Source organism: Microcoleus sp. T3_B1, assembly GCF_036700445.1.
GTDB lineage: Bacteria > Cyanobacteriota > Cyanobacteriia > Cyanobacteriales > Microcoleaceae > Microcoleus.
This window is the reverse complement of the sequence record NZ_JAUBOX010000001.1, coordinates 62,001-83,176: the sequence shown is the minus strand read 5'-3', so window position 1 is coordinate 83,176 and position 21,176 is coordinate 62,001. Positions and strand designations below refer to the sequence as shown.

Below are 21,176 nucleotides of genomic sequence, written 5' to 3'. Positions count from 1 at the left end.
TGTAGAGGCAATTCCGCTAGCTTAGAAGGATTAGGCAATCACATCACTATTACCTTCTTCTAGTTGCAGTACGCCAAGTGCAAACAAGATTGCAAATACTGAGGTTACAGTAGCCTTAGCAGCAGCAACAGTCCCAGCAGCAGCAGCAATAGCAGCAACAACAGTGGCAATACCAGCAAAAATCGTAGGAGCAGCAGCAATAGCAGCAACAACAGTGGCAATACCAGCAACCCCAAGGCCAACTTTGATCCAAAAGTCTGGGTTTGAAAAAGTTTCGGCGAGGGTGTCGATAACACTGTCACTCCATTCCCGAAAAGCACTGTTTGTCTCTTGAAGTTTTTTCAGAGCAACTCTAACTGCTGCCTCGGTCAAAAGAAAAACAGGTTCTAACCTGAACTTTGCTCCGACTTTTCCTGTCAACTTTAAACTTACCTCTCCAGACAAAGCAACTTTTGAATCATCGTTTTCAATGACTTTAATTTCGGGAATGCTAGTAGCAGCAGAAATCATAACTTCACCTTCTTGAATATTGAAGGAAGGCTTTAGCTTGAATTTCTCATTACCAAAACCAAATACAAAATTACCTTCTGAATCAATTTCAAATCCTTGAACACCCCCATTACTTAGTTTTTTCTCGGCTGCTATATTGATTGTTTCACCATTGACAAGCTCAAGTCCAAGATGTGGACCGATCTTCAGTAAGGCTTCATGAGTAAACTTTGTGGGCTGAATGAAGTACACTACTGATCCTGCATATATTGGAAATACAGGAGGAAGACCTACTAATGGAACTTCTTTTTTCCAAGAAAAAACAAAGTCACTCCGCATTTTTTCTTTGATTTGTTCGCGGACTTTAGAAAGTTCCTCTTTCACAAAGTTGTAAGCCTCATCAACCGTTTTGAAACCCCATTTCCAAAGAGCATCTAAAACACTCTTTCTTTCTTCTGGATCGTTAAGTAGGGCTTCAATTTGGCGTACCTTTTCCTGAGCTTCCAGACGTGCCTTTTCCTGAGCTTCCAGACGTGCCTTTTCTTTTTGCTGACGAATTTGCTCTTCAATTTCTTGTAGTTGCTCTTCAACTTTATGAATCTTGTTGAAAAACAGACCAGTTGGATCTGCCAGAAACGTTGAGGTGAAATTAGCTATATCTCTTTGCTGAGTCAGCTTTTCATAATTAATTTGTTCCTTGGAATCATTAGCATGAGATTGACCTAGCTGGCTAACTTGACCAGCAATTGTATTTGCTATGGGAGCCGCTACTTGATCGTATAAGTTAAAGTTGCCAAAGCCCAAATTGCGTAAAGAACCAAGAGATTGAAGAAATTTACCCTTAGTCTGTTGTAGATTTATATTGAAATTAGCCAACTCCCGATCCACTTGATTTTTCAGTTGTTGAGCTTTGGCTTCAATATTAGCATTGATTTCGCCACCTGTTTGGTAGTTTCTTTTTAAGTCCTCAGTAAACGACCAAACAAAATCTTTGATCTTCTTTTTAACTGACTCAAGTTGAGCTATTAACCAACTTTGAGTAGAGTTAATGGCAGTTTTTAGTAAATCAGTACCAAGTTTGATTAAAACTCCCGATCCTAAAGGTCCAGAGAGCAGTGATATGTTGCCGAGCATATCAAGCGATCTATTGATAGTGTTGGCAATATTTTTCACTGTTTCAGCATTTACTGATTCAATCGCGTTTAATACGATACTACGTCCACTATCAAGCAACGAATGAATTTTAGCTCGCTGTTCGCCATTCATCCTAGCTAAAATTGCATCGTACTCATTTTGATATTGCTGTTTCTCAGCTTCATACTGTTGTTTTAGATTTTCTAGCCGAGCAATTTCAGGATTAATCTTAGCTGGTTCAGTGCTAGAAAATTCATTGAATGCCACCTCATAAATCTGCTGAATTCGCGGGTCAGCGAACGCCACACCCGGAGACGTGTTCCCACCGCCACTACCACCGCTACCGCCACTATTGCCACTACCACTAGGCCGCCAACCCGGAGGTAAAGGTTGAGTTTGAGTGGCAGAAAGCTTGTGCTGGAACTTAACAATCAGCTCGTAGTCAGTCGTCACACCTTTAGGACTATTGACTCGCAGCATATAAGTACCGGGAATCAAATCAGCAATAATTTGCTCATCGGTAATTCCCTCCCGCATCGAATAGGCAATAGGTTCATTCCGCACATCGTACAGAACCAAATCTGCATCAGCCAAAAGCTTTCTCAATTCAGCCGTAATCCGACCACCGCGAGACAGAGTAAACCGATAATAATCATCTGGAACTAAATTTCCAACTGTTTCACCCGTTAGAGAAGTTTCAAACGGATCGACAGGCCCAAATTCAGGCATAGGCTTGGCAACATACCAATCCAATCCTCCCTTACCTTGTTGCCGCGCAATCTCCGCTTGTCGCCGCAGTTCCGCCAACCGCGCCTGTTCGCGCTCGTATTCTTCCCGTTCCCGACGGCGACGTTCTTGTTCCTCTGCTAGTCTTCGAGCTTGTTCCTCTAGCGCCCGTTGATTAGCCTCTGCCTCTTGCCGACGGCGTTCCTCATCTTGCCGTAGCCGTTCTTGTTCAGCTTGGTCGTTCCTGAGTCGGTCTTCTTGTTGCTGGCGATCCCTTGCTTCTTGTTCCTGCCTTTGCCGTAATTCTTGTTCGCGACGCTGCCGTTCGGCTTCTTGATCTTGCTCGTAATTAGGGCGGTGGACGGGAATGTCAATTGTGTCATACTCATAAATTTTGTCTGGATTCGGAATGCCATTATGGTTAGCAATCCACCAGTAATTCGTAGCAGAACCACTGCCCATTGTCGCTGCGGCAATACCGCTGAGAGTATCGCCCCACTTAAGTTTGTAAGGCTGCCAATCGTAATATTGACCATCTGGTGCCCGTTCCGCGTGCGCCCAAATCTCCGGCGCAACTTTACTTGGGTCAACCTCTTGCAAAATCGCAGGTTCAGAAGGCTCATCCCCATCGCCAAAAATCTCTGCCAGTTGCCGGAAAGCCTCAATCTGCTCAGGCGTTAAATCTGCTGCATTAAACCGCTGCCCGCCAAACAACCCAAAATCAGGAGTTGCCGCATTCAAATTCACCTCGTAACCCAAATCGGCCAGAGATGCGATAGTAACAGGGCTAATCGGCGCATTTCCAGTCTTACCGCTAAAGTTCAAATCAGCCGTCATCACCTCATCTTGGAACAGCGCCTCATTCCAATGCAAACCAGCCGAACCTTTACCCTCAGTTTCCAGAGAAATCGCATCAGTCAAACCGCCCAAATCTTTAAACGCATCAACCGCCTTTCCACCGTTATACTGAGCCAACGGCGTACCCGCATAATCCACCAAACCCTTAGCTTCCCAAAGATTCCCAAAGCCCAAAGCGTGTAAAAACTCATGCTGCACGACGCTGAACAACTTCCCAGAACGCTCCAACTCGGCAATATCCGCTGCATCAAACTGCACTAAAGATTGAGCGGGCAACATAGTTCCGTAGCGCATGAAATCAATTTTAGTTCGCGCTTGAGTACCGCCCGCACCGTCAATATTGGCAGTAGAAATCTTGATATTGATATCGTCGATAATCTTGCCGTCAACCACTGCACTCGGCAACCCTTTGCCAATCAATCCAGCGACGCTTTTTGCAGCGGCTTGCATAATAGCCTGTTGCGAATCACTCAGCGGCGTTTCATATTCCAGATCGATATTAAACGGCTCAGTCGCGGTACTCTCAAAACCAGAGAGAACGTAAGTTGCAGGATCGGCATCGCGTTGGTCGATCTTGACAATCACCTCTGCTGGTGCATTGGCTGGCAACTGCAATTTATGGCTGCCTTTGCTCAAAGATTGAGTCCCCAATATTTGTCCAGAAGTTGTCAGGTAGCTGACGGATAAGTCGCCTGAGAGTACGGAAAACTTAGCACCATTTAAGTAGCGACTGTCAACCCGATAAATATCCGACGGATCGACGCTGCTAACCTGATCGATAATATCTTCGGTAGCAGAAGGAATCAGCTGCGTTGCATTAGCAAGATCATTGCTGCCCCGATCGACATTTGTTTGAGGAATTCCAGGGACTGTAACCGCAGGAGGAGTCGGATCGCCGGGTAATTGCTTGGCACTCGGATGTTGAGAAATGAAGACATCAGTAATGGTTCGCAGTCCGGGTTTAATCGTGTAAAGTTCCGGTATAGTTACCTTTGCCAACTGCACCGCAGCAACAACATTCAACAAACCAGACCCAGTTTTAGCGTCCCAATTAGGTTGAGCGAGGTCTGTAGAAGTACGCTTGATCGCGTCAATTGCTTGAGTGTAATTCAGCTTAGGATTTGCTGCTAACACTTGAGCGAGTCCATTTGTGACTTCAACAGCAGCAACCTCTGTGCTGGATGTACTGCCGCTGCTACCGTTAGCGAGAATATCAAGAGTATTGCCACTGCCCGAATAATCTGCCAATTTAAAGGCATTGGATAGTGCAACCGAATTGTTAAATCGTTGAGCCGCACCCACAGTAACTACGTTGTCAACTTCCTTAGATAATAGACCCAGAGCTGACATTGTGCCAGGGTTATCTCCCGCCGGAACAACAACAATCACTTTGTTCTGATATGCGTAGGCGATTGCCGCTCGTTCCGCTGCCGTTAGTTCGCTGCGGGGAATCACAGTTCCATCAGGCTGAGTTTGAGTCAGGTTGATGTTAATATTAACAACGGCATGGGGTTGCTTGGATACTTTAGCAGCATCCACAAATTTAATCAGAGATTCTACCCACTGACTCGAATTATCTTGAGTGCGAAGGACTGGCTGCGACGAGTTATTTGTGCTATTTTCTGGTTTTTCCCCTGCAACAATCAGACTCTTTTCCTCAGCAGGATTATCGACAGTCAAGCCAGTATCGTTGATAAAACCGACCAAAGGGCGATCGGCTTGAGGAAACTCGAATTGTACTGGTGCGATCGCAGGTGGTGCAACTTTCACTACCATATCCTCCAGTCGCGAAATCAACGCTCCTGTCTGAGCCGAAATAGGAGTCGCCCCAGTTTGCTCCCTCAACTTCTCAGTCATGGTTTCCAAACGAGCAATCAAAGTGCGATCGATCGCATTTTCGGCAACAACATCAACACCACCCAAATTACTCAAACGCTGTTTAATGCTATCCAATCGCGCAACCCAATCAGCATTGACATCATTATTGTTTTGTGCTACTTCCTGCTTAACCGGTTCAGTCACCGCCGCAGTCGAATTATCCTCAGTTGGTTTTGCAACTGTTGGAGAAATTGGCAATGACTCTTTTGGTGCAGCATCATTAACACCCGCAGTCTCAGTCTGAGTAACTATCTCCTTGTTCCGCAAGTCTACAGCAGTATTCGTACCTACAACTGGCATAGTTTTCGCTGCTGTCGGCGGCACAATCGCTGGAGTTTCTTTCGGCTCAATAGCCACTGTTGGCTGACTTTCCTTCACCGACTCTACAGGATTTGCGGCTACAACAACTTGAGGAGTTTCAGTTTTCTCTACCTCAGTTACTAAAGCCGGCTTTGTTTCTACTTTCGCCTGAGTTTCCGCTGGCAAAACTTCGGGTTTTGTTTCTACCTTTGTCAGAGTTTCCGCTGGCAAAACTGACGGCTTTGTTTCTACTTTCGCCTGAGTTTCCGCTGGCAAAACTGACGGCTTTGTTTCTACTTTCTCAGTTGGTATCGTTGCAGCAACTTCCGTCTCAGTAGTAGATTTAGCTGGCAAAGTTGGCATCGCTGGTGCTTCAGTAACTTTGTCTTTTACCTCAGTTGTCGCTGCGGGAATAGGCGTTTTTTCAACTGGTAATTTTTCAGTCGAATCCGCCACAGTATCTTTGCCAGCAGTTGGTGTAGTTGTCGCACCTGTTGTCGGATTTCCATCTACCTTTTCGGTAGTTTCAACTTGAGTTGAATCACCAGAATTATTCGCAATATCTTTGACTTCTTCCTCAGTCGTCACCGCTGGAGTAGTAGGCTTTGCATCTACTTTGTCGGTTGTTTCAACCTGAGTCGAATCACCCGAATTATTCGCAGTATCTTTGACTTCTTCCTCAGTCGTCACCGCTGGAGCAGTAGGCTTTGCATCTACTTTGTCGGTTGTTTCAACTTGAGTCGAATCACCCGAATTATTCGCAGTATCTTTGACTTCTTCCTCAGTCGTCACCGCTGGAGTAGTAGGATTTGCATCTACCTTATCCGTTGGTACAACCTTGGTTGCATCAGTAGTATTGGTGTCGGTATTTGCGACAGGCGCTGGAGTTTTTGGAGTCTCTTTATCTGAAGTTGATGGATTCAGAATTTCCGTTTCTAAATCATCAAGTAAATCGGATAATTCAGCATCTACATTTGGTTTTGGTTCCGGGGTAATGTAAGGTTTCGCATAAGCAATAAGTGCCTTGCCCAAATCTGTTTTCCGCCACTCTTTATCGGGGTTAATCACACTATCCACCAAAGCAGTTGTTGCCGTCGCACCCCGCACTTGGAAAATGATATCGTTGTAATCCCTATCACTCCCGGCATCTAACCGCATATCCTCCATGATAAAGGTGTTACCTTCTCCGGTTATATCCGCAATTTGACCAAAGTGAAATCCCGCCACAGGATTCGCCATAGCCATAGAAAATAAAGGACGTTGAGCGCCCCCAACAGTCGGATTATCAAACACAGACTTGACACTACCATTGGGTACCAACATCACCCCATATTTACCCCCAGCAGTAACGGCAAAACTCTTGACTCCTAAGTAGGCTCCTTCATTGGCATTACTCTCTCCTAAGAAACCGGAAAACCGCGCACCTTCTGTAGCATCATTAATCACTACATGACCTTTCACCGAGTTACTTAAAGAACGCGCAGCTACTTCTTTAATGAATGCTTCGGAACCTGGTTCAAATTTGTCTAAATCGTCTAAGCTGAAAATAGCTAACTCACCTTGGAACCTCCCACCATCAAATGTGTAGTCTACACTGATCCGACCAGTTTCATCGGTAGTAAATACCCCCGATGTAAAGGGAGAAATTAACTTTTTGTCTGTAGTCGGTTCTGGTTCTTTTTTGGTTTCAGTTGTTGCTACTGTAGTAGTTGAATTCTCTTTCTCTGTTTCTTCCCCGTTGCTAGTGTCAGTAGTTGTTTCGTCTTCTGGCTTGCTGGCATCTGGGGAAATAGTAACTACAGTCTCGCCTATTTTTTGTTCTTGAGTGGCGACAGTTTCGCCTGCAACTGCATCTGTTTTGGTGGCGGTTGTGCTATTTAGATTGTTTGTGGCAACAGTTTCGCTGGGTTTTTCGGCGGTTGAAATTGCAGAATCGGTTGGTGGTTTGTCTGGTGGAGATGTAGTCTCTTCAATTGGCCGTTTTTCGGTAGCAGATTCAGTCGTTGCTACAGGTTTTTCCGGTTCAGATGGGAGAGTTATTTCGGAGACGGTAGTGACGGGTTTGTCGGTAGTTGTTGATGTTGTTTCTGCCGCCAATTCACTCGTTGCTACAGGTTTTTCTGGTTCCGATGTGAGAGTTATTTCGGAGACGGTAGTGACGGGTTTGTTGGTAGTTGTTGATGTTGTTTCTGCCGCCAATTCACTCGTTGCTACAGGTTTTTCTGGTTCAGATGTGAGAGTTGTTTCGGAGTCGCTAGTGACTGGTTTGTCGGTAGTTGTTGATGTTTCTGTGGCAGATTCAGTCGTTGCTACAGGTTTTTCTGGTTCAGATGTGAGAGTTGTTTCGGAGTCTGTAGTGACTGGTTTGTCGGTAGTTGTTGATGTTGTTTCTGCGGTGACAGTCTTGTCATCAACAGCACTTCCTGTAATTACATCTATGTTTGCAGTGGGTTTTTCCGAAGTTGCGGCGCTGTTTGAGGGAAGTGGAGAATCCGATTTGGCACCAGTGAGGGTGTCTGCGTCGGATGCTTTTTGAGTGCTAGTTGGTGCTAAATTCAGCGTGTATTTGATGTCGCCACTGATTTGCAAAACTTTGACTGAATAGTCTCCGGCTAGTAAGCTGTCAACACTAATTGTTTCTGCACTGGTTCCCGCGTTGGTGGAACTGTAAAGGGTTTCGCCACTAGAGTTTAACAAAAATACGTCGGCATTCCCGCTCAAACCGTCGATCGAAAATTGGAAACTTCCCGGACTGGTGATATTAAATTTGTAAAGGTCGTAGATATTTGTAGCGCCAACACTACCTGTGTAGGTTTTGCCGTCAGCCAATGCCCCGATGTTAAGTTCAGCCATTTGTACCCCTGAAAAATAGTTGGTTAAATCAGTTGTTGAGAAGCGCTCGCCTTATTATGTTTTTATGTTTTCTCCGGTGCGTTTTTGAGCATTTCGAGCCACCTGAAATTTTCCTCAAAATGTAAACTTTCAAGACTGCTTGTTTACTGTTTCAACGAAGCAGGGAAGTATTGCATTTATTTGTGAAGAAGCTTTAGTGATATTTGCCAGCGTGTCAGATTTTAATCCAAATTTTACCTCGTTTTTATATTATCAGAAAGCAAAAAAAAAGCAATACGTAGGAATACGGTTTTTTTACATTAAAGACTTTACAGGAACTTTACGATCGCCAATATAATTTTTGGTAGGATGACTGTGAAAGAGCCAAAAACCATAGAAATTAAGCACTAATAAAGTATTAGCGCTATTGCCCACCAGACTGTTAGCAAAGCACGGCAGATGTAAAGCATCCCCAATGCAGAAGATTTGTTAACTTTGTGTAAAGTATCAAAGAAACAGGACTTTATGACATTACTTAAAACTCCTTTAAACCGAATTTAATGACGATTACTTTAAAGCTCCTTAATCGTCGATCGACAGCTATACTACCAGTCCTAGACGCAAGAACCGCTAAAAACAAAGGGTTGCGATTACGTAGCACAGCGAATAATGATAGAAATACGTTGTTTCTGCGTCTTGGACTAACTACCATGAAAAAAATTTGCTTCAAAGTGGACTCAAATATATATCTGGCGGAACTTGAGGGTTTTATGCAAATTCGGGAAAATTGTTACATAAGTTTACATTAGCGTTGCCCGATCGCCCAAAGTTACAGCACTTTGCGAGCAAAGCGCTCTTAATTATCTATCTGGGGGAACTTGAGGTTTTTATGCGAATCGCAGGAAATCGTTACATTAGTTTACAGTTGGGTTGCCGATCGCCCAAAAATTCAAAGCCACCCCGCATTTAACTTACTGGTTCAGTTGACTGAAACTATTGTGGGGTGGGGAGGAGAGCCCGCCCAAAGCTGCAATTCAAATAAATACTCCTGAACGCACCGGTGGTCAGAAACCGTTTTTTGCGACAATATTTCGTTACAAACCGCAGAAACGGCAAAAAACCCGGTTTCTTTGGTTTTGATGCGTAAGTCGCGATCGAGAAAAGCTTAGTTGCGCTTGAGTGTTGAAGGCGCTACCTACATTGAATGTACCTGGTGATTTTGGTTCAAACTATTGTGGGGAGTAGGGGTTGGGCATCCTGCCCGCCAAAATCTACAATGTAAATGCAACAAATCTGGCGTTGCGCTTGGATGTTGAAGCGACTTTGTGCTCCGTGCGGGCCCTACAAGTGCGATCGCCCCAGACAATCCCTTATCCCCTACAATAAACAAGCAATTATTATATTTTGAGTTATCCTGTGAGTCCTACTGCCGAAGTCAGCAATACCCTAAATGCGGGCGCTCTACCAACCGTTACCGCTACCGCAGCCCGCCGCGCTGTTTTTCCCTTCACTGCAATTGTTGGCCAGGAGGAGATGAAACTGGCGCTGCTGTTGAATGTCATCGATCCCAAAATTGGCGGGGTGATGATTATGGGCGATCGAGGTACTGGTAAATCTACCACAATCCGCGCCCTCACTGATTTGCTGCCGGAAATTGAGGTGGTGGCTGACGATCCTTTTAACAGTCATCCCACTGATCCTGATTTGATGAGTGATGAGGTGCGCGATCGCACTTTATCTCAAACTGACATTAAAATCGCCCGCAAAAAAGTCCAAATGGTAGATTTACCTTTGGGCGCGACAGAAGACCGAGTTTGCGGTACGATCGACATCGAGAAAGCTTTGTCGGAAGGTGTTAAAGCTTTTGAACCCGGCCTTTTAGCTAAAGCTAACCGCGGCATTCTGTACGTTGATGAAGTCAATTTGCTCGACGATCATTTAGTCGATGTTTTGCTTGACTCCGCCGCTAGCGGTTGGAATACTGTTGAAAGAGAAGGCATTTCAATCCGCCACCCGGCTAAGTTTATTTTAATCGGTTCCGGGAATCCAGAAGAAGGAGAATTGCGGCCACAGTTGCTCGATAGATTCGGGATGCACGCAGAAATTCGGACTGTAAAAGACCCGAATTTAAGAGTGGAAATTGTCGAACAGCGATCGAGTTTTGACCAAAATCCGGCGGAGTTTCTCGCGAAATATCAGCAGGAACAAGATGATATGCAGCAGAAGTTGGTGGAAGCCCAGGAAAGGTTGAAATCGGTAACTATCGATCGAGAGTTGCGGGTAAAAATCTCCCAAGTTTGCGCGGAATTGGACGTAGACGGGCTGCGGGGCGATTTGGTGACGAATCGGGCTGCGAAAGCTTTCACGGCTTTGGAATGTCGCACGGAGGTGACTGTGGACGATATTCGCCGGGTGATGACTCTGTGTTTGCGGCACCGGTTGCGGAAAGACCCGCTAGAATCAATAGATTCGGGGTATAAAGTGACGAAAGTGTTCGATCGGGTATTCGGCCTAGAAACAACTGAGGGGTAATTGGTAATTGGTAATTGGAAATGGGTAATTGGTGGTGATGAAACCTTCCCAAATTTTCATACCTAATTCCCCATTTCCAATTACTAATTCTGGCAATGGAAAAACGAATTTTAGGACTAGATCCGGGCTTGGCCAATCTCGGCTACGGGGCAATTTCCTGTCAAATTGTACCGGGCAAACAAGATAAAAACAGCGTTTCCATGATTGATTGCGGCGTCATACAAACAACGCCAAAACAGGAAATGGGACAGCGGTTGAAAACAATTTACGACGATTTGCACGAGGTAATTGAACAGATTAAACCTGATATAGCAATTGCCGAAAAACTGTTCTTTTACAAGATGGGAAATACCATACTTGTAGCGCAAGCGCGGGGCGTTTTGACCCTAGTATTGGCGCAGTGTGGAGTGCCGCTGTTCGAGTTTACGCCGGCTCAAATTAAGCAAGCTTTGACAGGGCGCGGTAATGCGGATAAGTCTGAAGTGCAAGAGGCGGTGGCGCGGGAGTTGGAGTTGGGTTACATTCCGAAACCCGACGATGCGGCGGATGCTTTGGCGGTGGCTTTGACGGGTTGGTACGATGATGATATTTGTCCGAAAAAAATAGAGTTGGAAACAGGAAAAATTTAATCTAATCTTTAGTCTCGCGTTGCGCGGACTTGGTTTGTGTAGTAGCGATTTCAATCGCCGATTCCTAATTCCCGTTCAAATCATGGGCAAATTAAGAACAAATCCGGCCAAGACATCTTCTCCCGATAAACTCACAGGAAATTGTACAATCTCTACTTCGCGAGAAGGGCGATAAATTTCTACTTTTTCGTCTAGAGGATTAATTAACCAGCCCAAGCGTAAACCGCTGTTTAGATACTCCTGCATTTTATCCTGAAGCGGCCGCAGGGGGTCTGGGCGCGATCGCAATTCAATGGCAAAATCAGGACAAATGGGCGGAAATTTCTCTTGTTCTTCTGCTGTTAAAGCAGACCATCTTTCTAAGCTAACCCAAGCGGCGTCTGGAACTCGATAGCCATTATTAGGCAAGCGAAAAATTGTAGAATAACTAAACACTCTCCCTAGCTGCGTTTTACGGTTCCACAAGCCCAAATCTGTAATTAAATAGGCTTCTCGATTGCCACTGACTCCGCCTACGGGTGACATAATAATGATTTCTCCTTTAGGTGTCCGTTCAAATTGCCAATCTCGATTCATCTGGCATAAACGGTAAAATTGTTCGTCGGTTAATTCGACAGTATCTAAGTTTAAAATAATGGTTGTCATTTTTCCTAACTCCCTAGAAATATGAGCCCTGCAAACCTATTTTAGCGCCGCCTTTTGTCAATTTTAACATCACTCCTCATAGCCCGGACTTAAGCTTTAATACCAGGGCTTAAGCCCCAGACAGACTATTGCGAGGTGCAAAATATTAGTTGAAAATGTAATTAAGTTCGATCGCCCAATTCCCACCTTAATGAAAAAATGCTATAATAGCAACTTTAATTGCTAAACTTATCCCACCAGCAGAGAACACAGGAAAATAATATGGTGATTATTACCTCACAACAAATTGCCCAATTTCGCTCACAATTAGCCGAATATCCCGAAGCCCTAAAAGCCCTAGACGCCATCGAAGATTGCGAAGGTAACATCGAAGATGCAGCGATATCTCTAGCAATTCAAGCCGGACAAGAACCGAATATCTCGGAAAATTGGTTAGACGGATTGGCAAAAAGATGCCGCGTTGCTATCTGCAAATCAGAGGTTAAAGAAGAGTTGACAAACGGACAATTGAATGCAGCATTTAGAGATTTAGTTGCCGCAAAAATTTGCCCTGATATTTTGGTAACGTCGGTGATTATTTATGTATTTAAAACTGGGGTGGATGATTTTTGCGAGCCTCTAGAATATAAACTGTAAAGCCATCGCTGCATTTAAAAGGTAGGTGAAGCGAAGCTATCGCCAAGGGTAGGGAATCGCCCTCATTTCTCAAAACATGATACAACGAGGCGATCCTCTTCGAGGGCTTCGCTAACGCACTTTTTCTCTACCCCTGTGCACTACTGTACCCAGCCGCCATCAAATCCGGCGACAAACCCAAAGATTTCCCCAGCAAACGAGCAAGTTGCACTAAAAAATTAGCAGTATCTTCGTCACCTGCGCGGGCCATTGAAGCCGATATCTGGATTAGCATTTGCACAAATCCCGCATCAATTAAATCGGAACAGGAACTCAAAACCTCTGGTTCTTGGCCGTTGGGGCAAGTAAGCACTCGCTCGATTAAGTTCAAATAAGCCTCTTGGCGTTCTGGATTCATTTTGGGAGGATCTGTACAGTAAATAATTTATTATTACGCTTAACTGATTCCTGTCAATCAGGCGATCGAATATGCGATCCCCGTCTTTCCTCTAGAAACTCCATTCAGTCAGGAATAGACACAAGTTTAAAGAAAATCTTAAGTTTCTCCATGCTAGTTTAGTCGAGGTAAGGTGCGCCGAAGAGCACCCTACTATTCAAGGGAATTAGGAATATAAAAAATGAAAATAGGAATATTTTTAGGAAATCTAGGAAACCCCGCCATCTACTATCCCAAACTAGCCAAAATCACCGGCGGAGTCACAGCCAGTATTTTTCTGTGCCAATTATTGCAATGGCAAGCACAACATTCCTACTCCGGCGAATGGGTGAAAACTAACAGCGCAGAAATAGAAAAAGCCACCGGTTTAAATCAGGAAGAACAGGAATTAGCCAGACAGCAACTCAAAGTGCGATCGCTCCTGAAAGAAAAATTAACAAATCCCAACACCGACGCCCTAGAACTCTGGGCGGACATTGACGCTTTCGAGGAAAAACTCAATAACTTTTGGACATCCAATCCTGCCGGAATTATACCACAGACAAGCCGCGAAAGCAACAATCGCCCTGTAGAAATAATCCCCGAAACATCACCCCCAAATCATGTAGTTAAAACCGACAAATATTTCGGGCAACCTCGCCAGCAAATAGCCGTTGCTGTCACGCCTCATTACCGATTTAGCGGCCCTTGGAATTCCCAAGAAGAACTGCACAACTTTCAGCGAGCTTTAGAAGCATATGCTCAAGAGCACAACTTAGGATTTGGCAATCCTTCTGGATGGGCATTTAAAATTATTGACAGCATGACAAAAGGCTTAACCTCGACTTTTTGGGATGAATTTATCGCCGGAATTCCTTTAGGAGAAAGTCAGAAAGTTAAGCGAGATTGGGAAATCGAGCCGGAAGTGCCTTATCCTGCCTTTGAAGAGGAGCGAATTCAGTATTACGTGCACAAAGGCGAACCGCTGGAAGCAGCAGTATCTAAAGCCCGTGCTGACTTGAGAAACCCGGTTTTGGGCAAAGATTTGTGGGAGGGATTTCTGCGAAAGTGCGATCGCCTTGCCGACGATGCACTCAAAGCAAAACAGCAGGGGGTTGACACACCATATCTGCCCTCTTCCTTCAACGAAAAACCGCAAATCACCAAGGATAGCGTTATGCGGAAGTTAGGGGCGATCGCGCCTCAATCAGCCTTAAATCAATCCACATCTGAAACAATTGCTGAACCGCCAAAACTCGAACAAAAAGAGCCGCCAACCGCCGCCGAAATCCCCAGTATTTCCTCTTTGCAAAAAGCTTACCAAACTCCTCTCGGTCGAAGTATTGTTGAAAAACAAATCGCTGCAAACCCAGAATGGGGGTACGAAATAGTTGACGGTGAAATAGTCGAATCAATCCCTTTTTAATGAGGCGAATATGAAACGAGTTAGCGATATTAATCCGCTGGGAGAAGAGCGACCAAATCCTTCTGAGGAAGAGAGAGAAAAACTGCGGCGGTCAAGATTGCAGCGAGAAAGAGATGCAGGATATCAAAAGTTAGTTGAACTCTGCAATTTGGGCGAATGCGATATGGCCCAGCAGTTGGCAAATCGCAACTCTAATTGGGGTTATGAAATAGTTGATGGAATTGTGATGGAAAGGATAGATTAGGTTCGCAGTTATCCCCTTTGTCACTTTCATGGGCGGGCAAGATGCCCGCCCCACAAAAAATTTAATATGTCGTGGAACAGGCCGAAAAGCCTGTTCCTAAGAATATGGGCCGGCTCTCCGGCATACCCCACAAGAAACTTGATATGTTGTGGAACAGGCCGAAAAGCCTGTTCCTAAGAGTGGTGCAAGTGGACTCTCACAATCTCTATGTTATAATTATCACTAAAACTTAAATCCCTATCAAAATATGACAACAACTATTAACGCCAAAAATATAACTCTCGGTGAAGTAAGTCAATTTTTGAAATTCCAAGAGCAGCTTAATAATGACACGTACACAAATTTTTTATCCTTAGAATCCTTAACAGAGATAGAACAGTTAGAACTCGCCCAAATCCGCAACGATTTTCGCGAATACCTCTCAGTGGAAAGAGTCTCTGAAGGACTGGTACAGGCTTTAACTACGTTTCCCTTAATGCGATTGGCTGGCTTCTACCGCCGCCCAATCAAGATGAGTCTAGAACAAGACATTGCTAACATAACTATAGAAGATGAAGACACAACGATTACAGGCAGATTAGACATTTTAGCAATCAATAAAGAGAAACAAATTGCCGCTGATATACCATTTTGGATTTTAGTAGTAGAATCTAAAAATAGTCTAATTGCTCCCCGCGCAGGTTTGCCCCAACTCCTAACTTACGCCTCTAAAAGTTTAGAATATCAAGAGTCTGTTTGGGGATTGGCAACTAGCGGAGAGTTTTATCAGTTTGTCAATATCCGCAGAGGAAATCCCCCAACCTATCAGCTAATGCCCTTTCTGACTTTGATGGAGTCCGAACCTTCAATTTTGTTGCTGCAAGTTTTAAAAGCTATTTGCAAACTATAAAAAAAGAGGCAGAGAAAATTCCCCGCCTCCAATCTGCAATGACTGTTAACCTAAAAGTTAGATTAGCCAGCCAATACTTTTTAGTAGCCTCTGGTGTTAGGCTTGTGCACGATGAAGCTCAGCACTTGGCATTGCTTCACGTTGTCAAAACCCATGACGCGGATGTAGCAGCTAGGATTTTCTTGACGGCAACTTTGAACTTCAGCCATGATTTCTTGGACGCTGCGAGCACCAAACAAAGGCAACTTCCACAAAGTCCAGTAGCGCATTTCAGCAGCAGAGGTTTCGTTGAATTCTACGCCGGGAATGTAGCCTTGATCCAAGATGTACTGGAGTTGCTTGGCAATTTGCGCGTCTGTCAGCGGGGGCAAATAGGACAGAGTTTCGTAACGACGCTCTTTCGGTAAAGTCTTCATTTTTGTATCTCTAAGGTGTGTGTTCGATCGCACTTGTCGATCGATTAACTCGACAAATTATCCAGATTCGGTTCAGAATCTATTGATGTTTCAGGATTACTGCTAGGAACAGACCAATTAAGTTGCGTAGTTCGCTCTAAATGCTGGCGTCTGTGTTCCATATTCGCCTGTTGAATGCCAGTACAAACCATTTCTGGCAAATATTCTGTCACATCATGAGCCAGATACTCTCGCACAGTCATGATCCGAAAGCCTAAATCTTGATTTTCCAAAAGCAACTCTTGAATATAAGCTTCTCCATCTTGGATTTTGCCCTTAGTGGAAAAGTCATTCAACCAGATTGCCAGAGGAGGATTGGTTTCGCTCAACTGAGCGACCACCATCCGCACGGATTGATAGGTTAGGTAACTTGCCAGCACCTTAGCGGTGTCTTTCGCAACTTGTTTGAGATCCATTTTGACCCCAGCCCCCTCAAATTTTAGATTTTGGATTTTAGATTTTGGATGCAAACTTACTTGTAAATCTTCTTCAAAGATAAAGACTTCCCAGCAAGTTTGCGACCTAAAACCTAAAATCTCAAACCAAAAATCCTTAAAGGGTATCCATTGCCTCGAACTCAAACTTGATTTCTTTCCAGAGTTCGCAAGCAACAGCCAGTTCAGGAGACCATTTGCAAGCTTCGCGAATTACGTCGCCGCCTTCGCGCATCAAGTTGCGGCCTTCGTTACGAGCTTGGACGCAAGCTTCCAAAGCAACGCGGTTAGCAGTTGCACCAGGTGCGTTGCCCCAAGGGTGGCCCAAGGTGCCGCCGCCGAACTGCAAGCAGGAGTCGTCGCCGAAGATTTCCACCAAAGCCGGCATGTGCCAGATGTGGATACCACCAGAAGCAACCGGCATGACACCGGGCATGGAGGCCCAATCTTGGGTGAAGTAAATACCGCGGCTGCGGTCTTCTTCGATGTGGTCTTCGCGCATCAAGTCTACGAAGCCCATCGTGATGCCTTTTTCGCCTTCGAGTTTGCCCACAACTGTACCGGAGTGCAGGTGGTCGCCGCCGGACATCCGCAAGCACTTGGCAAGCACGCGGAAGTGGATACCGTGGTTTTTCTGACGGTCAATCACGGCGTGCATAGCGCGGTGAATGTGCAGCAAGATACCGTTGCGGCGGCACCATTTGGCCAAGGTGGTGTTAGCAGTGAAACCACCGGTCAGGTAGTCGTGCATGATGATGGGGGTTTTGATTTCCTTAGCGAACTCAGCCCGCTCCATCATTTCTTCGCAGGTGGGGGCGGTTACGTTGAGGTAGTGACCCTTGACTTCGCCGGTTTCTGCTTGAGCTTTTTCAATAGCTTCTTGAACGAACAAGAAACGATCGCGCCAGCGCATGAACGGTTGCGAGTTGATGTTTTCGTCGTCTTTGGTGAAGTCCAAACCGCCGCGCAGAACTTCGTAAACGGCACGACCGTAGTTCTTAGCAGACAGACCCAATTTGGGCTTAATTGTACAGCCCAGCAAAGGACGACCGTACTTGTTCAATTTGTCCCGCTCAACGGTAATACCGTGAGGAGGGCCTTGGAAGGTTTTCAGGTAAGCAATGGGAATCCGCAAGTCTTCCAAACGCAGAGCGCGCAGAGCTTTGAAACCGAACACGTTACCCACCAAAGAGGTCAGCAAGTTGGTGACGGAACCTTCTTCAAACAAATCCAAAGGATAAGCAATGAAGCAGATGTATTGGTTGTCTTCACCGGGAACTGGTTCGATGTCGTAGCAGCGACCTTTGTAGCGGTCGAGGTCGGTCAGGAGGTCAGTCCAAACAGTCGTCCATGTACCTGTAGAAGATTCAGCAGCCACAGCAGCGCCTGCTTCTTCTGGGGGAACTCCCGGCTGCGGTGTGACGCGGAAGGCAGCCAAAATATCTGTATCTTTCGGCGTGTAGTCCGGCGTGTAATACGTTAGTTTATAGTCTTGAACTCCGGCTTTATACCCAGCCTTTGATTGAGTTTGGGTTTGCGCGTAAGCCATATCTCGCTTCCTAGTATTCGCTTAATTTTTTTGCCCGATCGCAGGCTGTTAAAAATATATCAACAAAGTGTCACTCTCCAATTTTAATATTCTTTTAATCATCATAAGTATTGTTTATTTTGCTTTACATTCCGAAAATATTTGTAACATATCTTATGAAATTTCCGTGGCGAAGGATGCAGGAGGAAAGGCTGGGGATCGCAGAGTGGGGGGGAATTTTGAGCGATCGAAATATATTGTGCAGCGAGCCGAACAGCGGAGCAATACGGTTTATGTAAAGAATTTAATACTGAAAAATCAGAATTGGTAATGGGTAATGGGGCAGAGGGAAGTAGTTAGAAATACCTAAAGTTGTGGTTGGGAGTTAAGATCGATCTCAACTGCCATTCAGTATGTAGCAATCTAAAATCCAAAATCTAAAATCTAAAATCCCGTGAATCTGAGACCGCTAACTCAAAAATCCACAGGATACCACATAATATGGACAGGGCTTGTGCAGCAAGAGCAAGCTTGTTTCTCAAACCAAATCCGTCGTTACAGCAATTTAACCTCGCTGAAAACCTGGTTTCTGCCTTAGCTGCGCGTAAGTCTAGTATGGATATTTAGTCCCATTTTTACTCTGGTTGTGCCTCACCCCCCTTCAAAAGCCGTCCACTGCATCAATCCAGATTGCCCAAGGCCCTACCCTCAGACTTGGGGCAACAATTTTTGTCATAGTTGCGGGGCTCCGCTGCAGCTAAAAAATCGCTATGTGCCTCTAGAAAGCCTCGCTTCCGGGGGTTTTGCAGCGATTTTCACAGTTTGGGACAAAGAAACTCAAACCGAGCGCGTTCTGAAAGTGTTGCTCGAAACTGCCCCGAAAGCGCTGAAACTGTTCGAGCAAGAAGCTGAAGTTTTGGCAGGTTTGCAGCACCCAGGCGTCCCTAGAGTCGATCGTGAGGGTTATTTTCACGTCCAAACGCAAAATTTTGCAGGCGGGGAGGGAAATCCTGCGGCGAAGCGGCTGCCTTGTTTGGTAATGGAAAAGATTCACGGCAAAACTTTAGAAGAGGTTCTCGACGAGCACCCTCAAGGATGTCCGCAGGAATGGGTGTTTAGTTGGCTGAGTCAAGCTGTGGAAATTTTAGAGGAGTTGCACAGGTCTCAGATTATTCACCGCGACATTAAACCCTCAAATTTGATGCTGCGAGACCCGGAATCGCCCCAAGTTTTGCTTAGCAAGGGTTTGGGCGGACTGCAATTGGTGGCGATCGACTTTGGGGGAGTTAAACAAATGGGCGGTGTCGAACCGATGGGGAAAGATTCTCCGAGTTCGACGCGGTTGATTTCGCCTGGGTACAGTCCGCCGGAACAAATTGTGGGAGGCGGTGTGGTGCCGGCGACGGATTTTTATGCGCTGGGGCGGACTTGCATTCACTTGCTGACGGGGAAGTATCCGGCGGAAATTGAAGATCCGATGACGGGAGAGTTGCGATGGCGCCACATTGTATCTGTGAGTCCGCCTTTTGCGAATTTGTTGGACGATATGGTGCGATCGAACGTGCGGGAACGTCCGGCGACGGCTGGGGATGTTCGGGCGCGTTTGCAGGAGATTTATGCTAGGAGTAAGGGGAAAATCGCGATCGCCCCAATGGGTCAAGCTATTGTAGAATTCTGCCGGCAAGTAGTGGTGACGGGGGCGCAAAAAACGGGAAGTTTGATGGTTGTGCTGTTCGGCGCGATCGCCCAAATCGTGGTAGCTTCTCTGGATACGGGCTGGGAAATGGTACTCGGTGGCGTTGGTGGAACTGCGGGGGCGATCGGCGGTTTGGTTTTGGCCTATGCTTCGCCTATTGGCCCGGAAATTGCCAGTTTTCTAAATGAAGGTTTGCAGCAATTAATTCCTAATATGACTTTCGCCGTCGGGCCGGAAGTGCTGCTGTTTGGATTTGCGGGGTTCGGAACTGCGATCGGTTTGACGGATGCGGGGAGTTTTCGCCAGCAAAAACAGTATTGGCTGTCTGGATTGATGGGAGCTCAGGGCTATTTGTTGGCGGGTTTGTGCTGGATGGAAGCAACAGCTTCTAGTGGTGTGCAGGGGGTTATTTTGGGAGCTTTTGCGATCGCCTCTATGACTGTGGGAATGGGTTTGCGGAGTCATCAATTAGTTCACGCTTTGGTAGTGGCTGTTTTCTCTACGGGAATGTTTCTGTTGCTGAATGCGTGGAACATTTTTCCGGGGAGTTTCTTTGGGATTTTGTCACTGTCTAACGTTACCTTCGGCTGGCTGCAAGTTTGGGGCTCGATTATGTTTTTTGGTTTGTTGGGAAGTGCGATCGGGCTTTGTTTGGGAGTGAGTCATTATTTAATTGTGCCCGTGCTCAGGTGGTTGGGATGGCGGTAGGAATTAACACCAAATCACTATAGCAATCCTAAATGATTCAGATACATTTGTAGGGGTAGTGCTAAGAGTGCCTACCCCATATCTATCGGGCAACCACGGGGAGTAGGGGTCGGATTGCCCCTACAATAATTATGCAAATGATTTAGGATTGCTATATGCTAATCGAGTCGTTATCAATTAAGTCTGTCTCAAGATTTTCAATGGTTGGTGCTCTGGCGATCGCCCTTGTCCTCAGCAGCCAGAATCTAGCCAAAGCCGAATCGCGAGAACAAGCCGTCGATGGATTGACCGATTTCTTATTCTACAGGGTTAATCCTCAGTTAAACAATCGCAAACTGCAAGCGGGCGATCGCGAATATAGCAATCAATGGCGGAGATTGCGCGAAGCGATCGATCCACGAGTTAAGTCGGTACAAGAAGTCTGTTTTAGGCCAGCCCCAGAAGAGACAGGATGGGAATTCACGACAATTAACGGCGAAACCTACGAGCAAACCTACGATTTACTTGCAGATACAATTTTTTATAGCCGCCATCCTCAACGAACCGGACAGCCCATTCCCAAAAGCGATCGGATCGGCATTAGTGAATGGTCAGCAATTCGACGCGAAATGTATATTTCCAATTGTGGACTGTGAGACTCGATCGCCTTACAGCGCAGCATTTATCGAAGATAACTCCTAGAGTAGAGGTCATCTCTACACAACTCTGTAAAAAGAAAGGTT

At 45.7% G+C, this 21,176-nt stretch carries 14 protein-coding genes; 8 read left to right on the top strand and 6 right to left on the bottom strand.

Annotated elements, in window-relative coordinates; translation table 11 throughout:
* Positions 1-30: 30 nt before the first annotated feature.
* Positions 31-8,238 (bottom strand): DUF4114 domain-containing protein, encoded by an 8,208-nt coding sequence (locus QT990_RS00350; protein WP_333464771.1) that lies wholly within the window; start codon positions 8,236-8,238, stop codon positions 31-33.
* A gap of 1,395 nt (positions 8,239-9,633) precedes the next feature.
* Between QT990_RS00350 and bchI the strand changes: the two genes are divergently transcribed.
* A complete protein-coding gene (bchI, locus tag QT990_RS00345) occupies positions 9,634-10,749 on the top strand; it encodes a magnesium chelatase ATPase subunit I (RefSeq protein ID WP_333138428.1) in 1,116 nt (371 codons plus the stop codon).
* Positions 10,750-10,844: 95 nt separating this feature from the next.
* A complete protein-coding gene (ruvC, locus tag QT990_RS00340; RefSeq protein ID WP_333246280.1) occupies positions 10,845-11,378 on the top strand; it encodes a crossover junction endodeoxyribonuclease RuvC in 534 nt (177 codons plus the stop codon).
* Between the two features lie 75 nt (positions 11,379-11,453).
* On the opposite strand, the gene QT990_RS00335 is transcribed toward ruvC, so the two are convergent.
* Positions 11,454-12,023, bottom strand: coding sequence for a Uma2 family endonuclease (locus QT990_RS00335; RefSeq protein ID WP_333138431.1), 570 nt, complete (start codon positions 12,021-12,023; stop codon positions 11,454-11,456).
* 261 nt (positions 12,024-12,284) lie between these two features.
* Here QT990_RS00335 and QT990_RS00330 point away from each other — a divergent pair, with 261 nt between their 5' ends.
* Entirely contained in the window at positions 12,285-12,659 is a 375-nt protein-coding gene (locus QT990_RS00330) for a hypothetical protein (RefSeq protein WP_333138433.1), read from the top strand.
* A gap of 127 nt (positions 12,660-12,786) precedes the next feature.
* Here QT990_RS00330 and QT990_RS00325 read toward each other — a convergent pair whose 3' ends face one another.
* Positions 12,787-13,056 carry a hypothetical protein gene (locus QT990_RS00325; protein WP_333289604.1) on the bottom strand — a complete coding sequence of 90 codons (270 nt, stop codon included), beginning with the start codon at positions 13,054-13,056 and terminating at the stop codon, positions 12,787-12,789.
* A gap of 220 nt (positions 13,057-13,276) precedes the next feature.
* Here QT990_RS00325 and QT990_RS00320 point away from each other — a divergent pair, with 220 nt between their 5' ends.
* From QT990_RS00320 to QT990_RS00310, 3 genes are all read left to right on the top strand, one after another.
* Positions 13,277-14,500 (top strand): hypothetical protein, encoded by a 1,224-nt coding sequence (locus tag QT990_RS00320; protein ID WP_333464770.1) that lies wholly within the window; start codon positions 13,277-13,279, stop codon positions 14,498-14,500.
* A gap of 10 nt (positions 14,501-14,510) precedes the next feature.
* Entirely contained in the window at positions 14,511-14,744 is a 234-nt protein-coding gene (locus QT990_RS00315; RefSeq protein WP_333464769.1) for a hypothetical protein, read from the top strand.
* A gap of 247 nt (positions 14,745-14,991) precedes the next feature.
* Positions 14,992-15,633: a restriction endonuclease subunit R gene (locus QT990_RS00310; protein ID WP_333138442.1), complete on the top strand. Its 642-nt coding sequence runs from the start codon at positions 14,992-14,994 to the stop codon at positions 15,631-15,633.
* Between the two features lie 80 nt (positions 15,634-15,713).
* Here the strand turns inward: QT990_RS00310 and QT990_RS00305 are convergent, their stop codons facing one another.
* From QT990_RS00305 to QT990_RS00295, 3 genes are all read right to left on the bottom strand, one after another.
* Entirely contained in the window at positions 15,714-16,049 is a 336-nt protein-coding gene (locus QT990_RS00305; protein WP_332954823.1) for a ribulose bisphosphate carboxylase small subunit, read from the bottom strand.
* A gap of 44 nt (positions 16,050-16,093) precedes the next feature.
* Positions 16,094-16,504, bottom strand: coding sequence for a RuBisCO chaperone RbcX (gene rcbX / locus QT990_RS00300; RefSeq protein ID WP_333138541.1), 411 nt, complete (start codon positions 16,502-16,504; stop codon positions 16,094-16,096).
* A 136-nt stretch (positions 16,505-16,640) separates the two neighbouring features.
* Complete coding sequence (locus tag QT990_RS00295; protein ID WP_333045238.1) at positions 16,641-18,071, bottom strand: form I ribulose bisphosphate carboxylase large subunit; 1,431 nt, start codon at positions 18,069-18,071, stop codon at positions 16,641-16,643.
* Between the two features lie 625 nt (positions 18,072-18,696).
* Between QT990_RS00295 and QT990_RS00290 the strand changes: the two genes are divergently transcribed.
* Together QT990_RS00290 and QT990_RS00285 are read left to right on the top strand one after the other, a co-directional pair.
* Positions 18,697-20,454: a serine/threonine-protein kinase gene (locus QT990_RS00290; protein ID WP_333138445.1), complete on the top strand. Its 1,758-nt coding sequence runs from the start codon at positions 18,697-18,699 to the stop codon at positions 20,452-20,454.
* Between the two features lie 200 nt (positions 20,455-20,654).
* Entirely contained in the window at positions 20,655-21,089 is a 435-nt protein-coding gene (locus tag QT990_RS00285) for a hypothetical protein (protein ID WP_333138447.1), read from the top strand.
* The last annotated feature ends 87 nt before the right edge of the window (positions 21,090-21,176 follow it).